The 19,294-nt window shown below is 58.4% G+C and carries 15 protein-coding genes and 3 pseudogenes; 6 read left to right on the forward strand and 12 right to left on the reverse strand.

Annotated elements, in window-relative coordinates:
* The first annotated feature begins 1,842 nt into the window (after positions 1-1,842).
* Positions 1,843-2,994 (forward strand): annotated as a pseudogene (locus WN72_RS10345) (IS110 family RNA-guided transposase).
* Here the strand turns inward: WN72_RS10345 and WN72_RS46815 are convergent.
* The 4 genes and pseudogenes from WN72_RS46815 to WN72_RS46820 form a co-directional block, all read right to left on the reverse strand.
* Positions 2,995-3,281 (reverse strand): annotated as a pseudogene (locus WN72_RS46815) (IS66 family transposase); the annotation flags it as partial.
* A gap of 151 nt (positions 3,282-3,432) precedes the next feature.
* Positions 3,433-4,221, reverse strand: a complete 789-nt coding sequence (locus WN72_RS10350) for an acyl-CoA dehydrogenase family protein (protein ID WP_092219346.1) — start codon at positions 4,219-4,221, stop codon at positions 3,433-3,435.
* A 237-nt stretch (positions 4,222-4,458) separates the two neighbouring features.
* Positions 4,459-4,953 carry an acyl-CoA dehydrogenase family protein gene (locus WN72_RS10355; protein ID WP_092219349.1) on the reverse strand — a complete coding sequence of 165 codons (495 nt, stop codon included), beginning with the start codon at positions 4,951-4,953 and terminating at the stop codon, positions 4,459-4,461.
* A gap of 321 nt (positions 4,954-5,274) precedes the next feature.
* Positions 5,275-5,499, reverse strand: a complete 225-nt coding sequence (locus WN72_RS46820; protein ID WP_244553944.1) for an alpha-L-arabinofuranosidase C-terminal domain-containing protein — start codon at positions 5,497-5,499, stop codon at positions 5,275-5,277.
* 325 nt (positions 5,500-5,824) lie between these two features.
* Between WN72_RS46820 and WN72_RS10365 the strand changes: the two genes are divergently transcribed.
* Positions 5,825-6,403 (forward strand): hypothetical protein, encoded by a 579-nt coding sequence (locus WN72_RS10365; RefSeq protein ID WP_167381107.1) that lies wholly within the window; start codon positions 5,825-5,827, stop codon positions 6,401-6,403.
* Positions 6,404-6,658: 255 nt separating this feature from the next.
* On the opposite strand, the gene groL is transcribed toward WN72_RS10365, so the two are convergent.
* The 3 genes from groL to WN72_RS47810 form a co-directional block, all read right to left on the reverse strand.
* On the reverse strand, positions 6,659-8,299 hold the full coding sequence (gene groL, locus WN72_RS10370; protein ID WP_092219351.1) for a chaperonin GroEL: 1,641 nt from the start codon (positions 8,297-8,299) through the stop codon (positions 6,659-6,661).
* 85 nt (positions 8,300-8,384) lie between these two features.
* Positions 8,385-8,699 carry a co-chaperone GroES gene (locus tag WN72_RS10375; protein ID WP_027562730.1) on the reverse strand — a complete coding sequence of 105 codons (315 nt, stop codon included), beginning with the start codon at positions 8,697-8,699 and terminating at the stop codon, positions 8,385-8,387.
* A gap of 37 nt (positions 8,700-8,736) precedes the next feature.
* On the reverse strand, positions 8,737-8,907 hold the full coding sequence (locus WN72_RS47810) for a hypothetical protein (RefSeq protein WP_092219353.1): 171 nt from the start codon (positions 8,905-8,907) through the stop codon (positions 8,737-8,739).
* Positions 8,908-9,408: 501 nt separating this feature from the next.
* Between WN72_RS47810 and WN72_RS46830 the strand changes: the two are divergent.
* Both WN72_RS46830 and WN72_RS10385 read left to right on the forward strand, forming a co-directional pair.
* Positions 9,409-9,685: pseudogene (locus WN72_RS46830) on the forward strand (peptidase C39); the annotation flags it as partial.
* Positions 9,686-10,846: 1,161 nt separating this feature from the next.
* Positions 10,847-11,494, forward strand: coding sequence for an FkbM family methyltransferase (locus WN72_RS10385; RefSeq protein WP_092219427.1), 648 nt, complete (start codon positions 10,847-10,849; stop codon positions 11,492-11,494).
* A gap of 178 nt (positions 11,495-11,672) precedes the next feature.
* On the opposite strand, the gene WN72_RS10390 is transcribed toward WN72_RS10385, so the two are convergent.
* On the reverse strand, positions 11,673-12,014 hold the full coding sequence (locus WN72_RS10390; protein ID WP_143130798.1) for a hypothetical protein: 342 nt from the start codon (positions 12,012-12,014) through the stop codon (positions 11,673-11,675).
* A gap of 171 nt (positions 12,015-12,185) precedes the next feature.
* Complete coding sequence (locus WN72_RS10395) at positions 12,186-12,584, reverse strand: hypothetical protein (protein ID WP_092219357.1); 399 nt, start codon at positions 12,582-12,584, stop codon at positions 12,186-12,188.
* A 691-nt stretch (positions 12,585-13,275) separates the two neighbouring features.
* On the opposite strand from WN72_RS10395, the gene WN72_RS10400 reads away from it, so the two are divergent.
* The gene (locus tag WN72_RS10400; RefSeq protein WP_167381110.1) at positions 13,276-13,416 is read left to right on the forward strand and encodes a hypothetical protein; all 141 of its coding nucleotides are present in this window, start codon (positions 13,276-13,278) and stop codon (positions 13,414-13,416) included.
* Between the two features lie 1,767 nt (positions 13,417-15,183).
* Here WN72_RS10400 and WN72_RS10405 read toward each other — a convergent pair.
* Positions 15,184-16,350 (reverse strand): acyl-CoA dehydrogenase family protein, encoded by a 1,167-nt coding sequence (locus WN72_RS10405; protein ID WP_092219359.1) that lies wholly within the window; start codon positions 16,348-16,350, stop codon positions 15,184-15,186.
* Between the two features lie 199 nt (positions 16,351-16,549).
* Between WN72_RS10405 and WN72_RS47495 the strand changes: the two genes are divergently transcribed.
* On the forward strand, positions 16,550-16,675 hold the full coding sequence (locus tag WN72_RS47495) for a hypothetical protein (RefSeq protein ID WP_283807164.1): 126 nt from the start codon (positions 16,550-16,552) through the stop codon (positions 16,673-16,675).
* Positions 16,676-17,684: 1,009 nt separating this feature from the next.
* On the opposite strand, the gene WN72_RS10410 is transcribed toward WN72_RS47495, so the two are convergent.
* Both WN72_RS10410 and WN72_RS10415 read right to left on the reverse strand, forming a co-directional pair.
* The gene (locus WN72_RS10410) at positions 17,685-18,422 is read right to left on the reverse strand and encodes a carbonic anhydrase (RefSeq protein WP_092219362.1); all 738 of its coding nucleotides are present in this window, start codon (positions 18,420-18,422) and stop codon (positions 17,685-17,687) included.
* A gap of 10 nt (positions 18,423-18,432) precedes the next feature.
* Positions 18,433-19,173: a thermonuclease family protein gene (locus WN72_RS10415; RefSeq protein WP_143130802.1), complete on the reverse strand. Its 741-nt coding sequence runs from the start codon at positions 19,171-19,173 to the stop codon at positions 18,433-18,435.
* Positions 19,174-19,294: the final 121 nt, after the last annotated feature.

A 19,294-nucleotide genomic window follows, 5' to 3' on the forward strand; every position in this document is an offset into this window, starting at 1 on the left:
CCGTCGCACCAGCGCACGACCGAGTCGACGCTCGCCATGAGCTCGGCAACAATCCGTGCTTGTCCTCGTCATTCCGCTTTTGCTGTGGTCCGGATCTGCTTGAAGATCTCAACATCAGAACCGAAAGTGAAAACTATGCACTATGTTCGTTCCAAGCCTAACGGCAAACTTTTGGGGCGAGCCGACTACAAGCTCATTCAACAATTTTCGAATTTACGGCCTGGACCCCCTCTCTGCTGAGCTGGCTGTTGGTTTGATCTGGAAGATCCGATGACTTACATATGATCCCAGTGTTGCACCGGAAGCAGCGCGGGCGCGACTCGGCGCTGGTCAGGACGGTGATTCAGACGCTGTCGCTGCCACGCCCGCACTGGTTGAAGTTAGCAGAAACGTGACTCGGCGCCCGAAAGCCCCACGCATACACGGGGCGAGCGCTGTCCCTACCACGCGCCGCTAACTTCCATGTCACTGTAGAGGGACTAGCTTTCCGAAAGCTGACGAACCCGACGCCTTTCACAAAACGAAAGCGGCCGGTGTGGGGCGATGCCATCCTGGCTGGAAACCACCCATCTGTCCAGCGGACGTCCGACCCAAGGGTATGGTCAAGCATAGACATAAGCCGATCTCTTCAAAGAGGTTGTGAAACTCGCATATGCCATGTGCCGCGGGAAGGTGTCAGCAGAAGCCCATCGATATTTGCAAGGCGCGGCTCTGCGACATCATTCACGAAAGACGATCCTTTACCTCCACGACTTCGACGACAGCCGGGCACGTCCGATCAAGCTCGAAAGTGATCGGAAACCAGTCCAACGGGCGGCCTTTCACTGGTACCCGATGCCCTCGGTCGCGTCCTCCGGAAGTTGTCGGCGGTGTGTCGGACCATGTCGAATAGCTCGATGTCACAGGTGCCCCGTCTTTTCCCGAGCACGTACATATGCGGCCCGTGCGGCCCATAGATTTCATCGCCGCTTCATTGGCGGACAGTGATGCCGGTGTCTTCGCATTGTCCGGACGCTCGTAGGCGCGTCAGCGCATCACGCGGGCCAAGATAACTGTGAAGCGCCAATCAAAACGGGATCCGATCTACGCTTACTGTTCCCGACTCATCGTTTGTCGATATTGTGGCCGGAATCGCACGGTAGTCTCTCCTGAATCAGCTGCCGCGAGTCCGAGCAAGCCGCTCGCGAAGCGTGCCCTCCGAGCGGAAGCCCCGCGACGATTGAGAGCCGCGGGGCAGTTTCCTTTTTGCCGATGTGGCGATGCATTGCTTCACGAGCGACGGCCTCGTCAGCTTCTGGAAAGCCTATCCATGATAGGATCAGCTCAATTGATTGTTTGGACGTGAGGCTAGCGTGCAATCGTACAATTTCGATCCATCCAATGTAACAGCTTGGCCCCAGGTAGGCATGCGGTCTCGGAAGAGCCCCAGGGTGGCATGCCGGGCAAGAGGGCTTTGAGCAGCACTTGGCAGGCGACGGGTCCTGACTATCGTCAGCATGATGGCGGCACGGTCGGCCCCCGCTAGCTACCGGCGAAGGTCCAGTTGCGCTCCCAAGGCGATGCCTCTCAATGCGCGCTCAGCGCAATTGTTAAAGGGCATGATCTTTTCAGCGCTCAAACCCGGTGGAGAGGACTGGTCGTCCGGATTAGTCTGTCGAAGCCGGGATAGGGGCGCTGGAGCACGAAACGGTGGCAGGCCGCCATGACCATGAGCTGTAAGCTCGCTTTGTTACTTGGCCGCCCCCTACGACTTGCCCGGCTGCGCTGCGAGCGCGGATCCGTAGATGTCCTGCAAGCCACTGGCTCCTGAGACAAGGAGAACCAAGCATGCAAATCGTCGGCATGGACATCCACCGATCGTTCGCCCGGGTGGCGATCCTGGAGGACGGAACAATAATCCGACAGCTCCGCGTAGATCTCGTCCACGATCGGCTTGTCGCCTTTGCCAAGACACTCAGCCTCGAAGATGAGGTGGTCATCGAGGTGACGGGCAACAGCGCGGCTGTCGAACGTATTCTGCGCCCGCACGTTAAGCGCGTCGCGGTCGCCAATCCGAGGCTCGTTCGGGCGATTGCCTATGCGCGAGTCAAAACGGACAAGGTCGATGCTGGGACCCTGGCAAAGTTGCATGCTGCCGGCTTCTTGCCGGAGGTCTGGGTTGCTGACGAGGACACCTCCAGCCGCCGGCGCCAGATGGCCGAGCGCGCTGGCGTCTTGGCGCAGATCATCCGGATTAAAGGGCGCACGAAGGCTATCCTGCATGCCGACCTCATCCCGCCCTACAAAGGCTATCTCTTCGGCAAGCGCGGACAGCATTGGCTGGACAGTCTGCCTCTCCCATCGGAGGAGCGTGCAATGCTCTGGCGTCTGATCGTGGAACTCGAACGCGTGACGAAGCAACTGTCGGAGATCGACAAAGTCGTGGCCCAGCAGGCTCTGGACGATCCACGGCTCTCAAGCTGATGACGATCCCCGGCGTGAGTTCGGTTGTCGCATCGAGTGTACTGGCCTCCATCGGCGACATCGCACGCTTCCCGTCGCCGGATAAGCTCAGCAGCTATTTCGGGTTGACTCCGCGGGTTCGGCAGGCGAGCACCCGGCACGGCATGGCCGGATCTCGAAGCAGGGCAACCGTGACGCCCGCAAGATGCTGGTTGAGGCGGCATGGTCAGCCAAGACGGCGCCGGGTCCGTTGCGAGCATTCTTCAACCGAACGCAGAAAAAGCACGGGGCCGGGGTCGCAGCCGTCGCGACGGCGCGCAAGCTCGCAGTCATGATCTGGCACGTCCTGACGACCGGGAAGGACTACGCTTACGCGCGGCCAGCGTTCACGGCGATGAAACTCCGGAAGGTGGCTCTGAAGGCTGGGGCTCCCCGTGCCTACGGCAAGGCTGGCCCGGGCCGGGCTATTGGATCAAGGAAATCCGCGAACGGGAAGCTGGTTACGTCGCACGCGTCGAGCAGGCCTACGAACGCATGGTGGCTGCCTGGTAGGAAAAACCAAAAAAAGCTGCCACGAACTGAAGGTAAGGACTTCTCAACACCATCCGTGGTTAAGCAGATCCTGCCATCGACGGCCGAAGTCATCTAGCGGAGCATGTAATTCATAAGCTTCAGGACCTCGGAGGAGGGCGAGAGCGTTTCGCGCCGCGCAACAACAAGTCGTGCATGTACTCAAGAAGCGGCTTGCTCTTTTCGTTGCGCACAGCGGGACGCTCGTCGGCGTCCCGGCCGTTGATGGTGCGCTCGATCTCGACATCGAGGTGTCTGACCGGAGCGAGATTAGGTTAGGCCCTCATAGCAGCCTGTCGGAATTCGACGTGGCAGTGCATCAGGGATGCTTCGCCTTTCCGCGGTTGCATCGTCCGCGCACGGAACCAGCAGGTGGAAAGACGTCCGGCCTCGGCCAGCTGTCAGACATACTGCACCAATCTAAGGTAATCGTCCGTGAGGACAGGTGAGCGAATCGAACAAGCCGCATCTTTCAAGGAAGGTGGTCAGAGTCCGACTAGCCAGATTGCGCACTTCGACAGATTGCCGGGCCGGCGCGCGAGTACGGAGAGTTGCAAGCTCGGAACTGACCAGGTGAGCCGCCGCTGCGGCGCAATCTGAGGCAGAGAAGCAGCCAGCAGACATGACAGCTTTTGACAGCCCCAATGTGGTGAGCCAACCCGCATAGATCAGCACGGCCCCATCTGTCTCATTGAGCCCAGAGAGCTCCTCAATTGCAGCAGCATGGCCTGATGCCGCTCCAACTGACCGAAAGAGATCGGCTATTTCGTCACGCGTGGCTTTAGAGAGGAGGCAGCGGCCGAGATGTGATAGGAGCGCCTCCGTCGGACCTTCGAAGATGCGAAGGCTGCGAGCGTCTCGATAGATTTTGGCTAAAGGCGCTCCTTCGTCGTAACCACGGCCACCTAACAGCTGGACGCATTGATCAGCGACAAGGCCGCACCACTCCGAGGACAAAACCTTCGTTGCCGACGCAAGGTGGACGTTTGGCGCGCCTTGCGCTGAAACAAGTTGGCATGATGCGGCCAGCATCGCCTTCACGACTTCCCGCCGCAGCACCATCTGTCCAAATAACTGCTCGATGTAGCTGTTCTCGATCATGCGCAGTTTACCGAGCCGGCGATGGCTTGCATAAAAGGCTGCGACCTGGATAGCGCGCTCAAGGGCTCCAAGACCCATAGCAGCCACACCAATACGGCCGCGGTTCATGCTAGATGAAGCCGCGCCCCAGCCGTCTTGATCGCGAGAGAGCACGTAAGAACGCGGCACCTCAACATCCAGGGTATTCTGAATGATGCCACGTAGACCCAGTGTGCGATGCTCGTGCGTGACCTTGAGGCCTGGAGCCTGCCTGTCAACGAGTACACCAACGAGCCGACCTTTCGCATTGGGTCCAGACGCGCGTGCAAATCAAACAATCCAGCGAGCCCAGTCAGCGAGGCCGATCTAGATCTTGCGGCCAGAAATACGAACTTTATCTTCGCGCATGAGGGCCGAAGCCTCTATGTGCCTCGGGGCCGAGCCAGCTCCGGGCTCCGTCAAAGCGAAAGCGCAGAGATCGCCGCGTGTTGCACCCCAAATGATATGCTTTTGTTCCGGGATGTGCGGTGCCGCTTGGATGCAGGGCAAGGCCAGGAAGTTATGGATGACGAGGGTAGAGGCAGCGGAGACATCGAAGGATGCAGTGGCAGAGATGAGGTTGATGGCCTCCTCTAAGGGAAGAGCTAATCCGCCGTGCTCTCCTGGTGTGGTGAGCCCGAACAGTCCATGCCTTGCCAATATGCTGTGTAGGGTTGGAGGGAATGCTCGGCGGTCATCCGCGTCGGCGAAATGTAGCTGACTGAGGTCAGCGATCAAATTGGAGTATAGTGCAGCTGCACGGCGTTCGGCCGTGCGTTCCTGCGCCGGGAATTGGGCATAAACCTGAGTATACATGGCCATAAGGTTCACAATGAATCCGGGCGCGCTTCATGCCAATTCATCCCCGCGGCTATCTCGGTTACACATTGGTATAGTGTGGATGTAAGTGCAGTATAAGCACGTTCTGCGGGACTTCGACCTATTGCAACCGCTGCGTGGGCTCTCATTAAGATAAGTCTTGTCGGACCTATCGGAGGCACACGCTCGTTTCAGTAACCTCCCATTCTTCTCAAGACTCGCTCTGCGTTGTCGATTGGTGTCTCGTCCCAAAGCGAGCCGACCGAGGAGAGGTCTGTCATGCAACATTGGGCGGCATAGCGAGGCGAACGTGAAATATGGCATTCAAAACATGTCCTCCGTGGCTCTTGCGCGTGCAAAAGTCTTTCGCGACCAAAGCGGCTCATATGCGCAAAAGGAAAGAAGATGGTCTTGCGCCACGCACCTCCCTGTCTTGGTCATGATCGGCGCGATGCCGTTCACGAGTTGCGCCAGGCAGGCAACTCCTACCCGATCGGCGTGATTCAGAAGGGAAATGCAGGCGCCGCCGAAGGCGAGCGCGTCCTCCATTGTATAGATTTCCTCAAGGATGGGGGGGCCACTAGCCAGCGGTCTACCGCCGGGGTAGCCTCGTTGCGCGTTCGATACCAGACGTTCCATTCGTCGAAGCTGAGCATAAGACGCCTTTTTTGGAGCGCCGCGTGGCCGCATCCGCATCAGCTAGGACGACGACCTCATCAGTAAAGCAGTCCTCACGTCGGTGCTCGCGAGAAACGAGGCGATGTCCTGACTGTAATTCCCGAGTTAAGTATGGATTGAAATTTAGTCGACGTAATCAAGCTGTGTTCGAGGACCGTTTCTTCCCATTGGCCAAAACTAGGTATGTTGCGCAACGATGAACCGCACCGTCTGCGCTCCGATGGCCGGGCTCGTAGATGCCACCATAGATGCATCGGCCCCGATGTTCGACGAAAGCACCAAACAGACGAGTCGTGTGACCAATGGTGAAATCGCGATCGATCAGAACTGTGGCTTTCCTGATGTTCTTCTCGGCTGGCCTGCGGCTGATGACGGTTACGACGTGGCCTGCTGCTCTGCGAAAGGAGCGAATGAAAATGCGTGCCGACACGGGAGAGAACTCCATGAAGACGATCCGCATCTATTGTGGCATTTGCGCAGTACGAGCCTTCGGCAGCGGCGTCGTGGAGATACCGGAAAGGGCCTACAAAGAAGTGAGATATCGACGATCCGCATCGAGCAGGGCAGCGAGTTGTCTCGCGCAATCTTGACTGAGGGCGACAGCGCGGCGTTATGCTTGGTTTGGCTGCCCGGCAAGCCAAACGATGATGCGTTCATCCAGGCTTTCAACGGCCGCTTCCGGGCGGAATCTCAGCGACGATCGGTGCCTCCGCCTTGCAGACTCACAGAAAAGCGCGGAGATTTGGCGCAAACACTACAACAAAAAAGCCCCTAGAGAGCAATCGGCAACAAATCGCCAATTTTACGGCAAAACCACGTGGCCCAGCCAGCCCGCTAGCACGTTCAGAGTCGTTAGCATCCTCAAGAAAGTCATTCCCCGTGATCTGCCCGACCGTATGCGCAACAGCATCGATTACGCAACCTTCTGACACACAGCGGCTTGCTAGGGCTATGTTGCAAGCCCGCCGACGCAAAACCCTGGCATTCCCGCCAGGGTTTTGCATGGTCATTGATAATTTGGCAGAGTAGATCAGAAGTCCATACCGCCCATACCGGCGCCTGGAGGCATTGCTGGACCAGCCGCGGCCTTCTTCGGCAGCTCGGCAACCATCGCTTCCGTCGTGATCAGGAGAGCGGCCACCGAGGAGGCGTTCTGGACCGCGATGCGCACGACCTTGGTCGGGTCAATGATGCCCTTGGAGACAAGGTTGCTATACTCGCCTGTCTGCGCATCGAAGCCATAAGAGTACTGCTCGTTGTCCAGGACTTTGCCGACCACGATCGAACCGTCTTCACCGGCGTTGATTGCAATCTGGCGGGCCGGCCAGGACAGTGCCTTGCGCACGATCTCGACGCCGGTCTTCTGATCGTCGTTCTTGGTGCGCAGGCCCTTGAGCTGCTCGGAAGCGCGGAGCAGGGCGACGCCGCCGCCCGGCAGGATGCCTTCCTCGACAGCCGCACGGGTCGCATGCATTGCGTCATCAACGCGATCCTTGCGCTCCTTCACCTCGACCTCGGTCGCGCCTCCGACGCGGATCACCGCGACGCCGCCCGCGAGCTTGGCAAGTCGCTCCTGGAGCTTCTCACGGTCGTAGTCCGAGGTTGTCTCCGCGATCTGCGCCTTGATCTGGGCCACGCGCGCCTCGATGTCGGCCTTCTTGCCGGCGCCGTTGACGATCGTGGTGTTCTCCTTGTCGATCATCACCTTCTTGGCGTGACCGAGCATGTTGAGCGTGACGTTCTCGAGCTTGATGCCGAGGTCTTCCGAGATCGCCTGGCCGCCGGTCAGGATCGCGATGTCCTGCAGCATGGCCTTGCGGCGATCGCCGAAGCCCGGAGCCTTGACGGCCGCGACCTTCAGGCCACCACGCAGGCGATTCACGACTAGGGTCGCGAGCGCTTCGCCCTCGACGTCCTCCGCGACGATGACCAGCGGCTTACCACTCTGCACCACGGCCTCGAGCAGCGGCAGCAGTTCGTTCAGCGAGGAGAGCTTCTTCTCGTTGATGAGGATGTAGGCGTCATCCATCTCGACGCGCATCTTGTCGGCGTTGGTCACGAAGTAGGGCGAGATGTAGCCGCGGTCGAACTGCATGCCCTCGACGACGTCGAGTTCGGTCTCGAGCGACTTGGCCTCTTCGACCGTGATCACGCCTTCGTTGCCGACCTTCTTCACGGCGTCGGCGAGGAACTTGCCGATCTCCTGGTCGCCGTTGGCCGAAATGGTGCCGACCTGGGCGATCTCCTCGTTCGAGGTGACCTTCTTGGAGTTCTTCTGGAGGTCCGCAACGACGGCTTCGACCGCGAGGTCGATACCGCGTTTCAGGTCCATCGGGTTCATACCGGCGGCAACTGACTTGGCGCCTTCGCGGACTATCGCGGCGGCCAGGACGGTCGCAGTGGTGGTGCCGTCGCCGGCAGCATCCGCCGCCTTCGAAGCGACCTCGCGCACCATCTGGGCGCCCATGTTCTCGAACTTGTCGTCGAGTTCGATGTCCTTGGCGACGGCAACGCCGTCCTTGGTGATGCGAGGCGCGCCGAACGACTTGTCGAGCACGACGTTGCGGCCCTTCGGACCAAGCGTGACCTGCACGGCATTAGCGAGGATGTCGACGCCACGCAGCATGCGGTCGCGCGCGTCTACTCCGAATTTGACTTCTTTGGCTGACATTAAGAATTCCCTCAGTTCTTATTTTCTCACCCTTCAGCGCGCCTAAGTGGGCGCTCTTCAGGGAGTGAGCTGTGCGAGCGCTGGGTTAGGCGGCTTTCTTGTTGGAAAACACATCTGTGAGAACGCCCATGATGTCGCTCTCCTTCATGATCAACAGCTCCTCGCTATTGATCTTGACTTCGGTACCCGACCATTTGCCGAACAGCACGCGGTCTCCGACCTCGATGTCGATCGGAATCAGCTTGCCGGTCTCATCGCGGCCGCCCGGGCCAATTGCAATGACTTCGCCCTGCGAGGGTTTCTCCTTGGCTGTGTCGGGAATGATAATGCCACCAGCGGTCTTCTCATCAGCGTCGATGCGCTTGACTACGACGCGGTCGTGAAGCGGACGGAATTTCATACAAGACTCCTGAGCGTTTTGAACAAGTTGCAGATAGTCACATTGTGACAAGTCCAATTATAGCAAGGGTCAGGCCAATAATGAGCTGAACGACCCATGCCTGCAGCTTTTCCTTGGCTGTGTCGGGAATGATAACGGCGCAAGCGGTATTCTTATCGGCGTCGGTGCGCTTGACCACGACGCGGTCGGGAAGCGGACGAAAATTCATACAGGTCTCCTGAGCTCAAGTTGGTGATAGTCACATTGTGACAAACCAAATTACAGCAAGAGTCAGGCCAAAAATGAGCTGAACGATCCGTGCCTGCAGGTCTGCTGATCCGTTGGCGGGCCTGCGCGTGTCTTTGTCCGGAAGCAGACGCGCTTAGATACACGGCCGACAAGCTGTTGCGGAAATGACATTGCTTTCGCCGAAACACCGGTTGAGCCCAGGGTTTCTCACGTCCCTAACACCGATCGAAGTGTCGCGTATTTCGACGGCGCTGGCCGGCCTGCAGCACAATTTTGTTAGTTTGGAGCAGGTCGGCGACCGGTCGGTTGATATCGCCGAGCAGTGCATAGCAGGAGAGCAACTCACCTCGAGCGACGGTCCGGTCCAGAACAAGCGTCGTGCCACACCACATTAGCAGGATTGTGAACAGAGTTGAGAGGACGCGACAGGCATTTTCTCCGGCGGTTGAGACGAGACTGATGCTGTAGGCCAACTTGTCTGAGGCGCCTTTCGTTAGCACGAGTTCTATACCGGGATCCGGAAATCCTAATCTTGGACGAGCCGACCTCCTCCCTCGACTCGGTTGCCGAAGCCACTGTGCACCGGCTCCTTGAGGATTTGCGTCGCACGGCAAGACTGTCGTGGTCATCTCTCACCGAGTCAGCACCATCTGTGGTGCCGACAAGATCGTCGTCTTAGACAGGGGCCGGATCGTCGCGGAGGGCAGACATCCTGATCTGCTGGCTGAAAGCCTTATGCGCGCTTGTGGCAGACGTAAACCGGCGAGTCCTAAAGTTGCATATGACGGCCTATCGCAAAATTCGGCGGAATCATGCAGAGCTCGTCCTCTTAAACTGACCCGCTGATCGAGGTTCGAAATTGTATACCACGGTCGGTGATGGAGCGAGATCGGCAGCTCAACAGCGATCCACGCCTGAGGACCGACGTGGCAAGCATCAGGAGAGCGTGCGCGAACTCAACCATAAGGCATGTGAAATCTCGATTTGAACTACGCCAGCGGCAAGCTGAGGTCGTCAGAGGGCGTGGTCCTATGGCATAAGCGCTTCGATTTCGTTTCAAGGTAAGCCGTTGGCAATACGTCATCTGAAATTACGCGAATGGATCGACATTGTCATTTACGTCGTTTGCGGCAGGTTGCGAATGGCTGCCAAGGTTTGTCCCGCCGCCGCTGCCCGCGAAAAGCTTTTCGAATTGTTGGAGCTAATGGCGCGTTCGACGGTGGTGGATTCGAGCTCAATGCGGCCGCCGGTGGGAGGTGTTCGAAGAGGGCGCGCCGAGAGACGGCATAGCGGATTGCCACGGCCAGCTTTGATTTGCCGGAGATCCGCAGCAAGGTCTCCTGCCAGAAATCGAAGAGATCCGCGACGACCGCCGTGCAGTGTTTTGCTTGCGCGCAGCAACCCATGCGTCGGTCCCTTGACCTCGTACGGTATTCCGGGGATTAGGTGATTCCACTGGGTGGTTCACACGTTGCGTCAGCGAATCCGAGATGGCAGCGGTCGGTCGACTAGGCACATCTTGCCTGTCGCAACCGGGATCGAGCTGATTGGCTATTCCTGCGCACGAGAGATCAGTCTGGCGGGCACGCTTTGAGGAGAATAGCCGACGACTTACATTAGTACGAAGCCGATCTTTCGACCGCTCCGAAAGGCGGACCGGAGACGACGATCTAGCTCGCAGTTGCCTCGTCTCCCGAGATAGAGGGTCAATTTGCATTGCAGGGCAGTCGCTGCAGGCCCCGGTTCGACAGGATTCCCTTTTGATGTTGATGGCCTCCAAATGGCTGTCATAATTCAAGGGAACCGACAGGTTTATGAATCATATACATTGATATGCGTTGTGCCGGCGCGTCTGGCGTGTGATTGCGGCGTCAAAGACAAAATTCAACCGATCTCCGCGCCCAATGGAAAAAGCACCCGTGTCGTCTATCGAAGTACACCAGCACATTGTTTCACTTCTTCAGAAGCCGAATCCCGTCATCCTGGATATCGGCTGTAATGATGGGACCGATACGCAACAGTTTCTCAACCTCTGCCCGCAAGCTCAGCTCTACTGCTTTGAGCCGGACCCCAGAGCGATCGCGCGCTTCAAGAAGAAGCTGGGGCCATCCCTCAATAGGTTGAAGCTGCTTGAAATCGCGATCAGTGATCGAAACGGGATGATCGACTTCCATCCAAGCAATGCAGATGGTGATGCGAAGGAATGGGACCTCTCCGGCTCAATACGCCGCCCGAAGAATCATCTTACTGAGTATGATTGGGTTCGGTTCGATCGCCCTGTCTCGGTTGAAACGCGGCGGCTGGACGATTGGTGCAGCGAAGCCAAGCTGAATATGATCGATTTCATCTGGATGGATGTCCAGGGAGCCGAAGCCGATGTTATCGCCGGCGGCATGCAGACCTTGAGCAACACGCGCTTCGTGTACACGGAATATAGCGACCGGGAGCTCTACGAAGGGCAGTTGTCGCTGCAAGCTATTCTTGACCTATTGCCATCATTCGAGGTGGCGTCCCACTATCCCCGCGCGGTGGAGGGTGATGTATTGCTCAAAAATACGCGCTTCTAGTGACGACTCTTGGAGCGCCTCATTCATCGCTGAAGGACCTGACAATCGCGCTTAGGCGCCCAAAGCTGCACAACGGGTGATCATTCGAGCGGATATCGATGGCCGGACGGGCACTCCATTTCCGGGTGGCCATTACAGACCCGGCGCACGACGTCAACATCGGGCGGGTGGTAAATTTCTAGCACTGCCAACCGGCGCTCGAAGCATTGAATGGTCTGAGCGGCTGCCGCATGGCCTTGTCCTCGAGGAGCTGGTGCACTGCTTCGAACAAATGCCAAACGATTGCATCGGTTCTCATAATTCCTTGAGCTGAGCGGATTTCAGCACGCGCCTGGCGTCCCTGTTGTTGTGTCAATGGGAATGCGAGCTGAAGGATGTGTTCATTCCAGAATAACTTGCCGCGAGAGTTCAGCATCACTGCAGCGGCCGTTTGTGTCCGGCAAAGGCTCCTGGGCCGCAGCGCAGAAAGGCGGCGATCAACAGCGGCCGATTTCGCGCCGGATCGGATCAGGATCGTCATCGCGGTTACTTGCCTGCTCATTTGCCGCAGGCGGACCTGATCATCGAATCTGCGAGCACGCTCTGCCTCTGGGGCTGCAGCGCGATGGCGAAGATCGGGGCAGGACGTCAGTAAACGCCGCGACGTAATTCCGGCGCAATGGCGTGAAGTTTCTCCTAGCGGCGCGCGCGATCATCCACAATTCCAGATCGGCCCGATCGGCGTCCGCGTCCAGCACGGTCCGAAACTGCCTCCATTGTAGCGGCCGCCGCGGAAGCCGGGTTGGCCGAAATAGTGCCACTCGCCGTCCCAACCGTAATACTGAGGAACCGAGTCAATATACCAGTGGCGTCGGTCGGCGCGCGAGAACCGGCGTATCAAGTCCTTCTGCTTGTAGAGCGGAATGCTGTTGCTCGGCGGTTGGCGATAGCCGGGCAGGAAGCCGTAGCCTTGCCAGACCGGCTTGGGCCCCTTTTCATTAATTGGTGCAGCGTTCGCGACGACCGGCAGCATCGGCAGGATGATAGTAGCAGTTAGACGCAAAAGGCGAGACATGGATCGACAATAGTCGCTCGGTTGCGCGAAGGCCATTTAAATTTGGGTGCAGAGTTTCACGTGATCACGAAGAGAAGTGCTCTCTGATCACGCCCTTCCCGATCAGAAAGCACGCGTATCCCTGTTGTCACCCACCTCACGACGTCGAATCCGTAGCGCGAAAAATCCGCACGCGAGAGCTTACCCGGACAGATGGGACGGCCGACCGAGCGGTCGATTCCGGGCAGCACCGCGCGCTGCGTCCGGGCGCACGGTGTCGTCCATCATCACGCGCAGGGATCGACGAGATCGACGCGCGATTGGAGCGTTAAGCTGACGCGGACGGTCCTCTCCATAACTCATGCGCGGCAGCTAAATCAGTCGCTCCGCGCAGAGCCACAGCGGCGATGCGGGTGGCCGGGTGGTTGGCGTTGACGGCCACGAGGTCGGCCATGGACCATGGATGCGAGAGGCCAGAGCAACGCGGGCGCTAGGATCGGATCAATCGATTTCATTATGTGACGAACTATCCTCCCAATCGATCGCTTAGGTTTGTCTCTCTCCCTAAACCCTTCGCAATCATCAAGCACCGCGGACCAGAACCCTCCAAACGGTCATTCATCGACGCAAAAAAAGCGCCCGGCCTCATGTCGATGGCCGGGCGGAAGTTAGGCGTCGACAGAGGGAGCGCTGCCGACGATGATTTGCGGCAAAACGTTCGCCGCAAATTCTAATTACGGAGTGATCAATGGTCGCAGAAACCTGGCTTCATTCCTTTTTTCAAAAACCGCCGACTATTGGCGGAATGCGGCTCAACACTGGCGCGCACAGCTGGAAGGAGGTATTGTCCGCTGTCCTGAGGATCGTCAAAGTCATGCTGATTAAGTGAGTGGCGCTGAACAGAGTTGATCCGCGGCTGTTCGTATGCCATCAACGTGCCGGCCGAAGAGCCTAGCGACCCACCATCCCCGGTGTCTGGGCAGAAGTACCTTGTTATTCGCATGCGAGCACTCGGAGCGCGTTAGAGCAATTCGCAGGCAGTGATTGGCGCACCAGAGTCCCCCTCTGCCGTATACACATCGAACGCACTAGTATCATCGTCTCACCGACGTCGGCGGCAAACAGCGGCCCGGTTGGCTTGCCAGCCATCCCCGTCAGCTACTTCAAAATGCTACAACGTGACGCTACGTGCGATTCAAGGTCTTTTGAGCTGACCCGCATAAAACTCAGGCCGCCGACCTCTCGCCGATAGTAAGTGATCCGCGACGGGTCGACATGCGTCCCGCATACCGTTTTGGATGGGCATATGCGCGTGACCGCTCCAGACACATTGCACGTCATATGGGCATGTCGTGTGTTCGTCTTGCCCAAAAGATCGCGTGCGTCGGCGATCATGTATCGTCAAGTCATCATTTCGAGCTTGTCGGCTTCCGACTGGCATCACCGGTGTTGAAAGGTCGCGCGCCATGCGCAGTCGTCCGTTCTCCTGGCCCAGCCGAGTGATCTGCGGTCGCCGACGTTCGTCCTGCGAATTCTCTCCTAATCAAAACACCAGACCTTCGCCAAATCACCTGTTATCGCGAATACCACGGTGCGATCGCACAAGCGCAGAGGAACGCGCATTGCGGCCGCTAGCATAACTCCTGCACCCCGCCGCGTCTCGCCAGCGAACCGGATCATTCGCCGCTGCAAGATGGCGCGCGACCTGAGGCGATATGCGATTCAAACGTCCTCGCTGTGTAGCCGGAACAGCCGCAATCGTTGAAAGCGCCGCCGCTCATTCGGCCGATTGTGGAGCCACAGTAAAGGTGCCCGCAGCAATATAGAGCTGCACCGGCGGATACGTTGGGGGCTACTTGGCGGGGGCTACGGCCGGACATCGTTCACTGACCCCTATGGTCCTTCAATCCATGGTGACGTCGAGTGGTCGGAGGTCAGATCGAACGTTGCCGTTGCGCTACGTCATTCCATTCGGCTCAGATTTGGACTCTCAAGGAAGCCCAAGGAATTAAGCGCGAAGTTCAACTCGGCGCACAACTCATCGCGAATAAGAACAATGCGTTTCTTAATTCGCTCAGCGGGTGCCTACCCAGATGGAGTATTCGATACCGCCAATGCGCACAAAGGAAACGCCAGCAATATCTAGTGGTCGACCGATCGGAACCGTCGTCAACGAACTCGGTCTGCGCGACTCGGTGCTGCGACGCTGGATAAGCTCCAGGAGCCATGTCCAGGGGCGTGGTGGCGCTCCACCACGTAGGGGCCAATGTCGGCGGACAAGAATTCGGGCATCGGCCTCCTATGCCAGGAGAGCGAACGGCTGGGCATGGAGAGCGACATCAAAAAAGTCGGACTCGGAAGCTTTGTGAGTTGAACCGCGAGCGGTTGCGCTGTTGCATGTGGATCGTGCTCGACACGACAGTGATAGAGGCGGGTGTGTAGAGACCCATGAGGAGGCGCTCGTTATGTTTGCGCTGCGAAGGGGGACTTGCTCCACGAGTATGAAGTGGTGCTTTTGAGAAGAGCCTGACTGCAAGGCTCTCTCCTCTTCCTTTGAAGAAGGCCGCCAAGCCGCGAGGTTCTGTAGCTGCAGACAGCATGATATCGCAGGTGCGGCAATCAGTTGCTGGGAGGGTGCGGAACGTGGATGAACATTTCACGGAAATCCCGGCTGTGCTGCACTTCCGAGCAGGAGTCGGCCGGCGCTCTGGAGGGTTCCCTCGTTTAAAGCTGCGTGCTGGGCAACCACGAAGCTGTCGCACATCGCTCGCGCCAGATTGCTGGTTGTGTAGAGCGACGCGCTTCCAGCGAGAACGCTCGCAATGTTGCAGACCTCAGCGCTTTGCCGCGCGGCATTTGTGGCGGCGAGTCGCATCAGGGTCGCGGTGCTCTGGTTTACCGCATCCTCTAGCGCTTCCTTCCACAGCTCCTCGGTGGCCTCATAGAAGAAGGCACGGGCGGAACGCAGCATGGATTCGGCTCTGGCCATCTCCAGTTGGACATAGCCGCGCTCTGCCATCGCGGGCGCTCCTGTGATTGAGGCGCGGCTTCCGGCCATCGCGACCACCTCGTCTAGCGCGGAGCGCGCAATACCGATGCCGACGATCGCATGCGCCTGGGCAGCAAAAGTCACGGACGGATAACGATAGATCGGCGCGTCGAGTGTCGGCGGACCGCCGCGGATCAAGGTCCATTCCTCCGGCACAATGACATCGTTGACAACGACGTCGTGGCTGCCGGTGCCTTGCAGACCGATGACGTCCCAATTGGGCCGGATTGTCACCTTCTCGGCCGGCATCACGGCTACACGCGCAAGGCCACCGGTCGGATCGTCTTCCAGAGTGATGCCGACCCCTATCAGATCCGCGCCCGGTGAGCCGCTGGCGAATGGCCACACGCCGTTCACGACAAACCCGTCGGTGCTTCGCCTGGCGGGCTGGAGCGGGAAAAGCGCGCCTGCCAACACTACGTCAGGCCCATTCGCGTATACCGTTTGAAGCGTGTCCTCCGGAAGAGCAGCGAGGTAGCGAGCCCCATCGCCGAAGCTGGCGACCCAACCGGCGGAGCCGTCGGCTTCGGAAATGCGCTCGATCAGGTGACAAAAATCGGCCGGCGTTCGCTCCTCGCCGCCGAATCGCCTGGCGACCAAAGCTCGATAGACGCCAACGCGCTTGAAGCCGTCGATGATCTCGTCTGGAATCTTCTGCGTTCGGGCGAATTCGTTTCGACGCGCGCGGATATCAGCCAGTAGCGGCGACAGATTATCCCAGGTCGCAGCCGTAGCGTCGGTTACTGGAGTGATCGTCTCTGGTGGAGCGTTCATAAAGCTGTCCTCGGTGTTTTGAGCCGATCGCTGCCGCACTTCATTGATTTTGGTTGCGCGCGCACGGCGAAGCCGGTCGGATTGATACTCAGTCGGCAGGGATGGTCGAAACTGTCGTAGTTGATATTGACCGTGATGCGATTACTGACGGTTGCCAGTCCAAACTGCCCCCCGAACGCATTGACTCAAAGAAAAGGTGTTGAAGGCCGGCAAGACTGACATAGATATGGCTGTCGTTGGTGTCGTTGAGGCTGAGCCGGCAAAGCAACTGATATGCGGCGTCGAGATCGATCCACCTCTGCTGCATTATGTCTCCGACGGCTGAAGACAGCGCTGGTTTTGCCATGTGTCCTCCAACGGAGATTTGTCACACTTGCGCCCGGCCGGGTCGAACCACGTTGTGAATTCCTGACCTGGCAGCCGCGAGGTCGGCGAGGCCCTGCGGCTCTTTTGCATGTCCCCAGCAATCGACGTGCCATCAATCATGGTCTGCCGGCCGTGTCTGAATCGAGCGAGATCACTTGGCTCGTGCAGCCGCGCCGGGAGAATGTTCGCGCCTCCGTGTCTGATTCCAGGCACAACGCGTCATCAACCGGACACGGCGGAAGGAGAGCGACTGAAGTGGACCTCGAGCGCGAACCAGTCGGGCTCGGCTTGCCTGCTGGAGTTTCAGGCCCGCTCTGATTTCCAGACATTACCAACAGCGCAATTTACCGTGGGCGCGACTGTGGGTGAGCTTTTGGCTGGATGTGGACATCACACGGCAGTATTCAACAAACGTGGCGGCAGCGTTCGGGAGTTTCGGATGAGCGCCTGCAGGAGAGACTGTCCGATGCCGACGCGAATAGCAGTTTTCTTTACATCGGTCGGCTGGGCAGCCGTCGCGGTCGCAATTCCGCTCTTTTTGATCTTCGGACCTGGCTGAGCCTGGTGATCATAGCAGGACCATAAGTGGCTTGCCGGGTCGCGGGTGAGAGCCTGCCGGAATCGTCACGTGTTCCGTTAGGCCGAGAGCCCAGACCCGCATGCCTCGCACCGCGATCTGCCGCTTGCACCGCCTCTGTTGGTCTAGCGCATTAACGTGCAGGCATGAATACTGTCGCCCGCGGTATGAGTGCTTCCTGGTGCTGGCCTCGGCGTTGCCAATATGAGCACGTAGAATGCAAGGAGAATTACGAGGCCGCGCATACCAAGGATCTTCCCGAAGCTGTGACAATTGTGGAGCGGTTGTATTCGGTGCATTTGAGGAAGCTGATGCACGAGTGAATTACCGGAATTCGACCGAAGCTCTGCAACAGGCGGCAAACGATAGCGGGCCGCCGAGGGTGCCAGCGTCAGTTCAGCAACTCGACCCTGCCGGTGTCGAGCCGATACAGGCCCCCGACGACCTTTAGTCTGTTCTGCTCAACTGCCGCGTTCAGAATCGGCTCCGTCGATTTTAGTTTGTTGACGTTATCGATTACATTTTGTCGGGTTACTTCGGCGAACGTGTCACGGGTTTGCTGGCGAGATCCTTTTACCGCAGGCGCAAGCGCAGCAACGAGGGATGAAATGTGCCCCGGCGGCGGCTTATCGTCGTGGAGCGACTTGATCGTGGCGTCTATCGCACCGCAATGATCGTGGCCAAGTACCAGGATCAGCGGCATGTTCAGCACGGCCACCGCATATTCCATACTGGCGAGCGTGTCATCGTTGACGAAGTTACCGGCGAGGCGGCAGACAAACAGATCACCAAGTCCGCTGCCGAAGACAAGTTCAGGCGCTACGCGAGAATCGGCGCAGCTCAGAACCGCGGCATATGGATTTTGCCCATCCACCAAAACCTCACGCTCGCGCTTGAAATCGTCGCGTCGTGATACGCCCTGGACATAGCGATCGTTCCCTTCCATTAGCCGCTTCAGGGCAGCCTCCGGCGAGATCAGGTTATTCGGCTTGGGCGGCGCTTTTGCTTCCTTTGCATCGACAATGTTGTTGCCGATCCGTAGGCAAACCGCCGAAAAAGCGAACAGCAACAGCGAGCGGCGCGACGGCGCGATCTTGGTCAGATAGGTCAGAGAACAGCCTGCTTTCATGCATCTCACCTCATCGCGCGGCTTTACGCCACCCGGTGCCTTCGGCTTCCGCTTCGTTGCAGAGCCAACGTTCACCGGGCTTCGTCATGTCGATTTGTTCGTAACTGAGTTGCCCGGGCAGGTGATAAATGCGCTCGCCATTGCGGCCCATAGTGCCTTTTATCACACACTCTGAGGAGGGCGGGTCCGATAGCAGCGCGGATCCGAGCAGGAGCGCCTGAGCGTCGACGGGAACCGAGCTCGCGCCGATGATGATCGTCCCCTTATTGCGGCGACGCCAGTCCCAGGGGGCGATGAACGCCCCCGACCACAGCCCCGCGCAGGTTTTGCTCGCCACAACTTCATAGATGACGTACGGCCCCGACGAGAGTGCCCAACCGGAGCGTACCATCCAGGCGTTCACGTCCTCGCCTTCTATAAAGCAACTGCCGCGTGACCTGCCGTATTCATCACGTCCTGTGGTATGACAATCCCACGTTCGTCCGTTCGAATGCTTGATCAGCTCGTCGCGAGCAGCTAGGCCGCAAGCCCATTTCCGACCATGGGCGTCGAGGCAAATCTGGTCAGTTTCGGGAGCTTCGATGCCTGAGAGCCGAAGCTTGAATCGCTCGATCTCGATCGTATTGCCGTCGAGGATGCGCGGAGGACCGCGGAGCTTCGCCGCGCAGACCGGAGTTGTGATGATAGCGAACAATGCGACCATCATTACGCGGTGTTTCATCCCGACAAAAACCTCTCGCTCTTGAGTCATGTTCACGCACGATCCGGCGCCGCCGCATTCGGCTGCTTAAATGCTTGTCCATTATTCGGCCGCATCTTTCGACGCTTGATCTATGAAAGCGTGGCCTTCGTTTCCAAGCTACGACCTGACG

The organism is Bradyrhizobium arachidis, assembly GCF_015291705.1.
In the GTDB taxonomy this organism is placed as follows: Bacteria; Pseudomonadota; Alphaproteobacteria; order Rhizobiales; family Xanthobacteraceae; genus Bradyrhizobium; species Bradyrhizobium arachidis.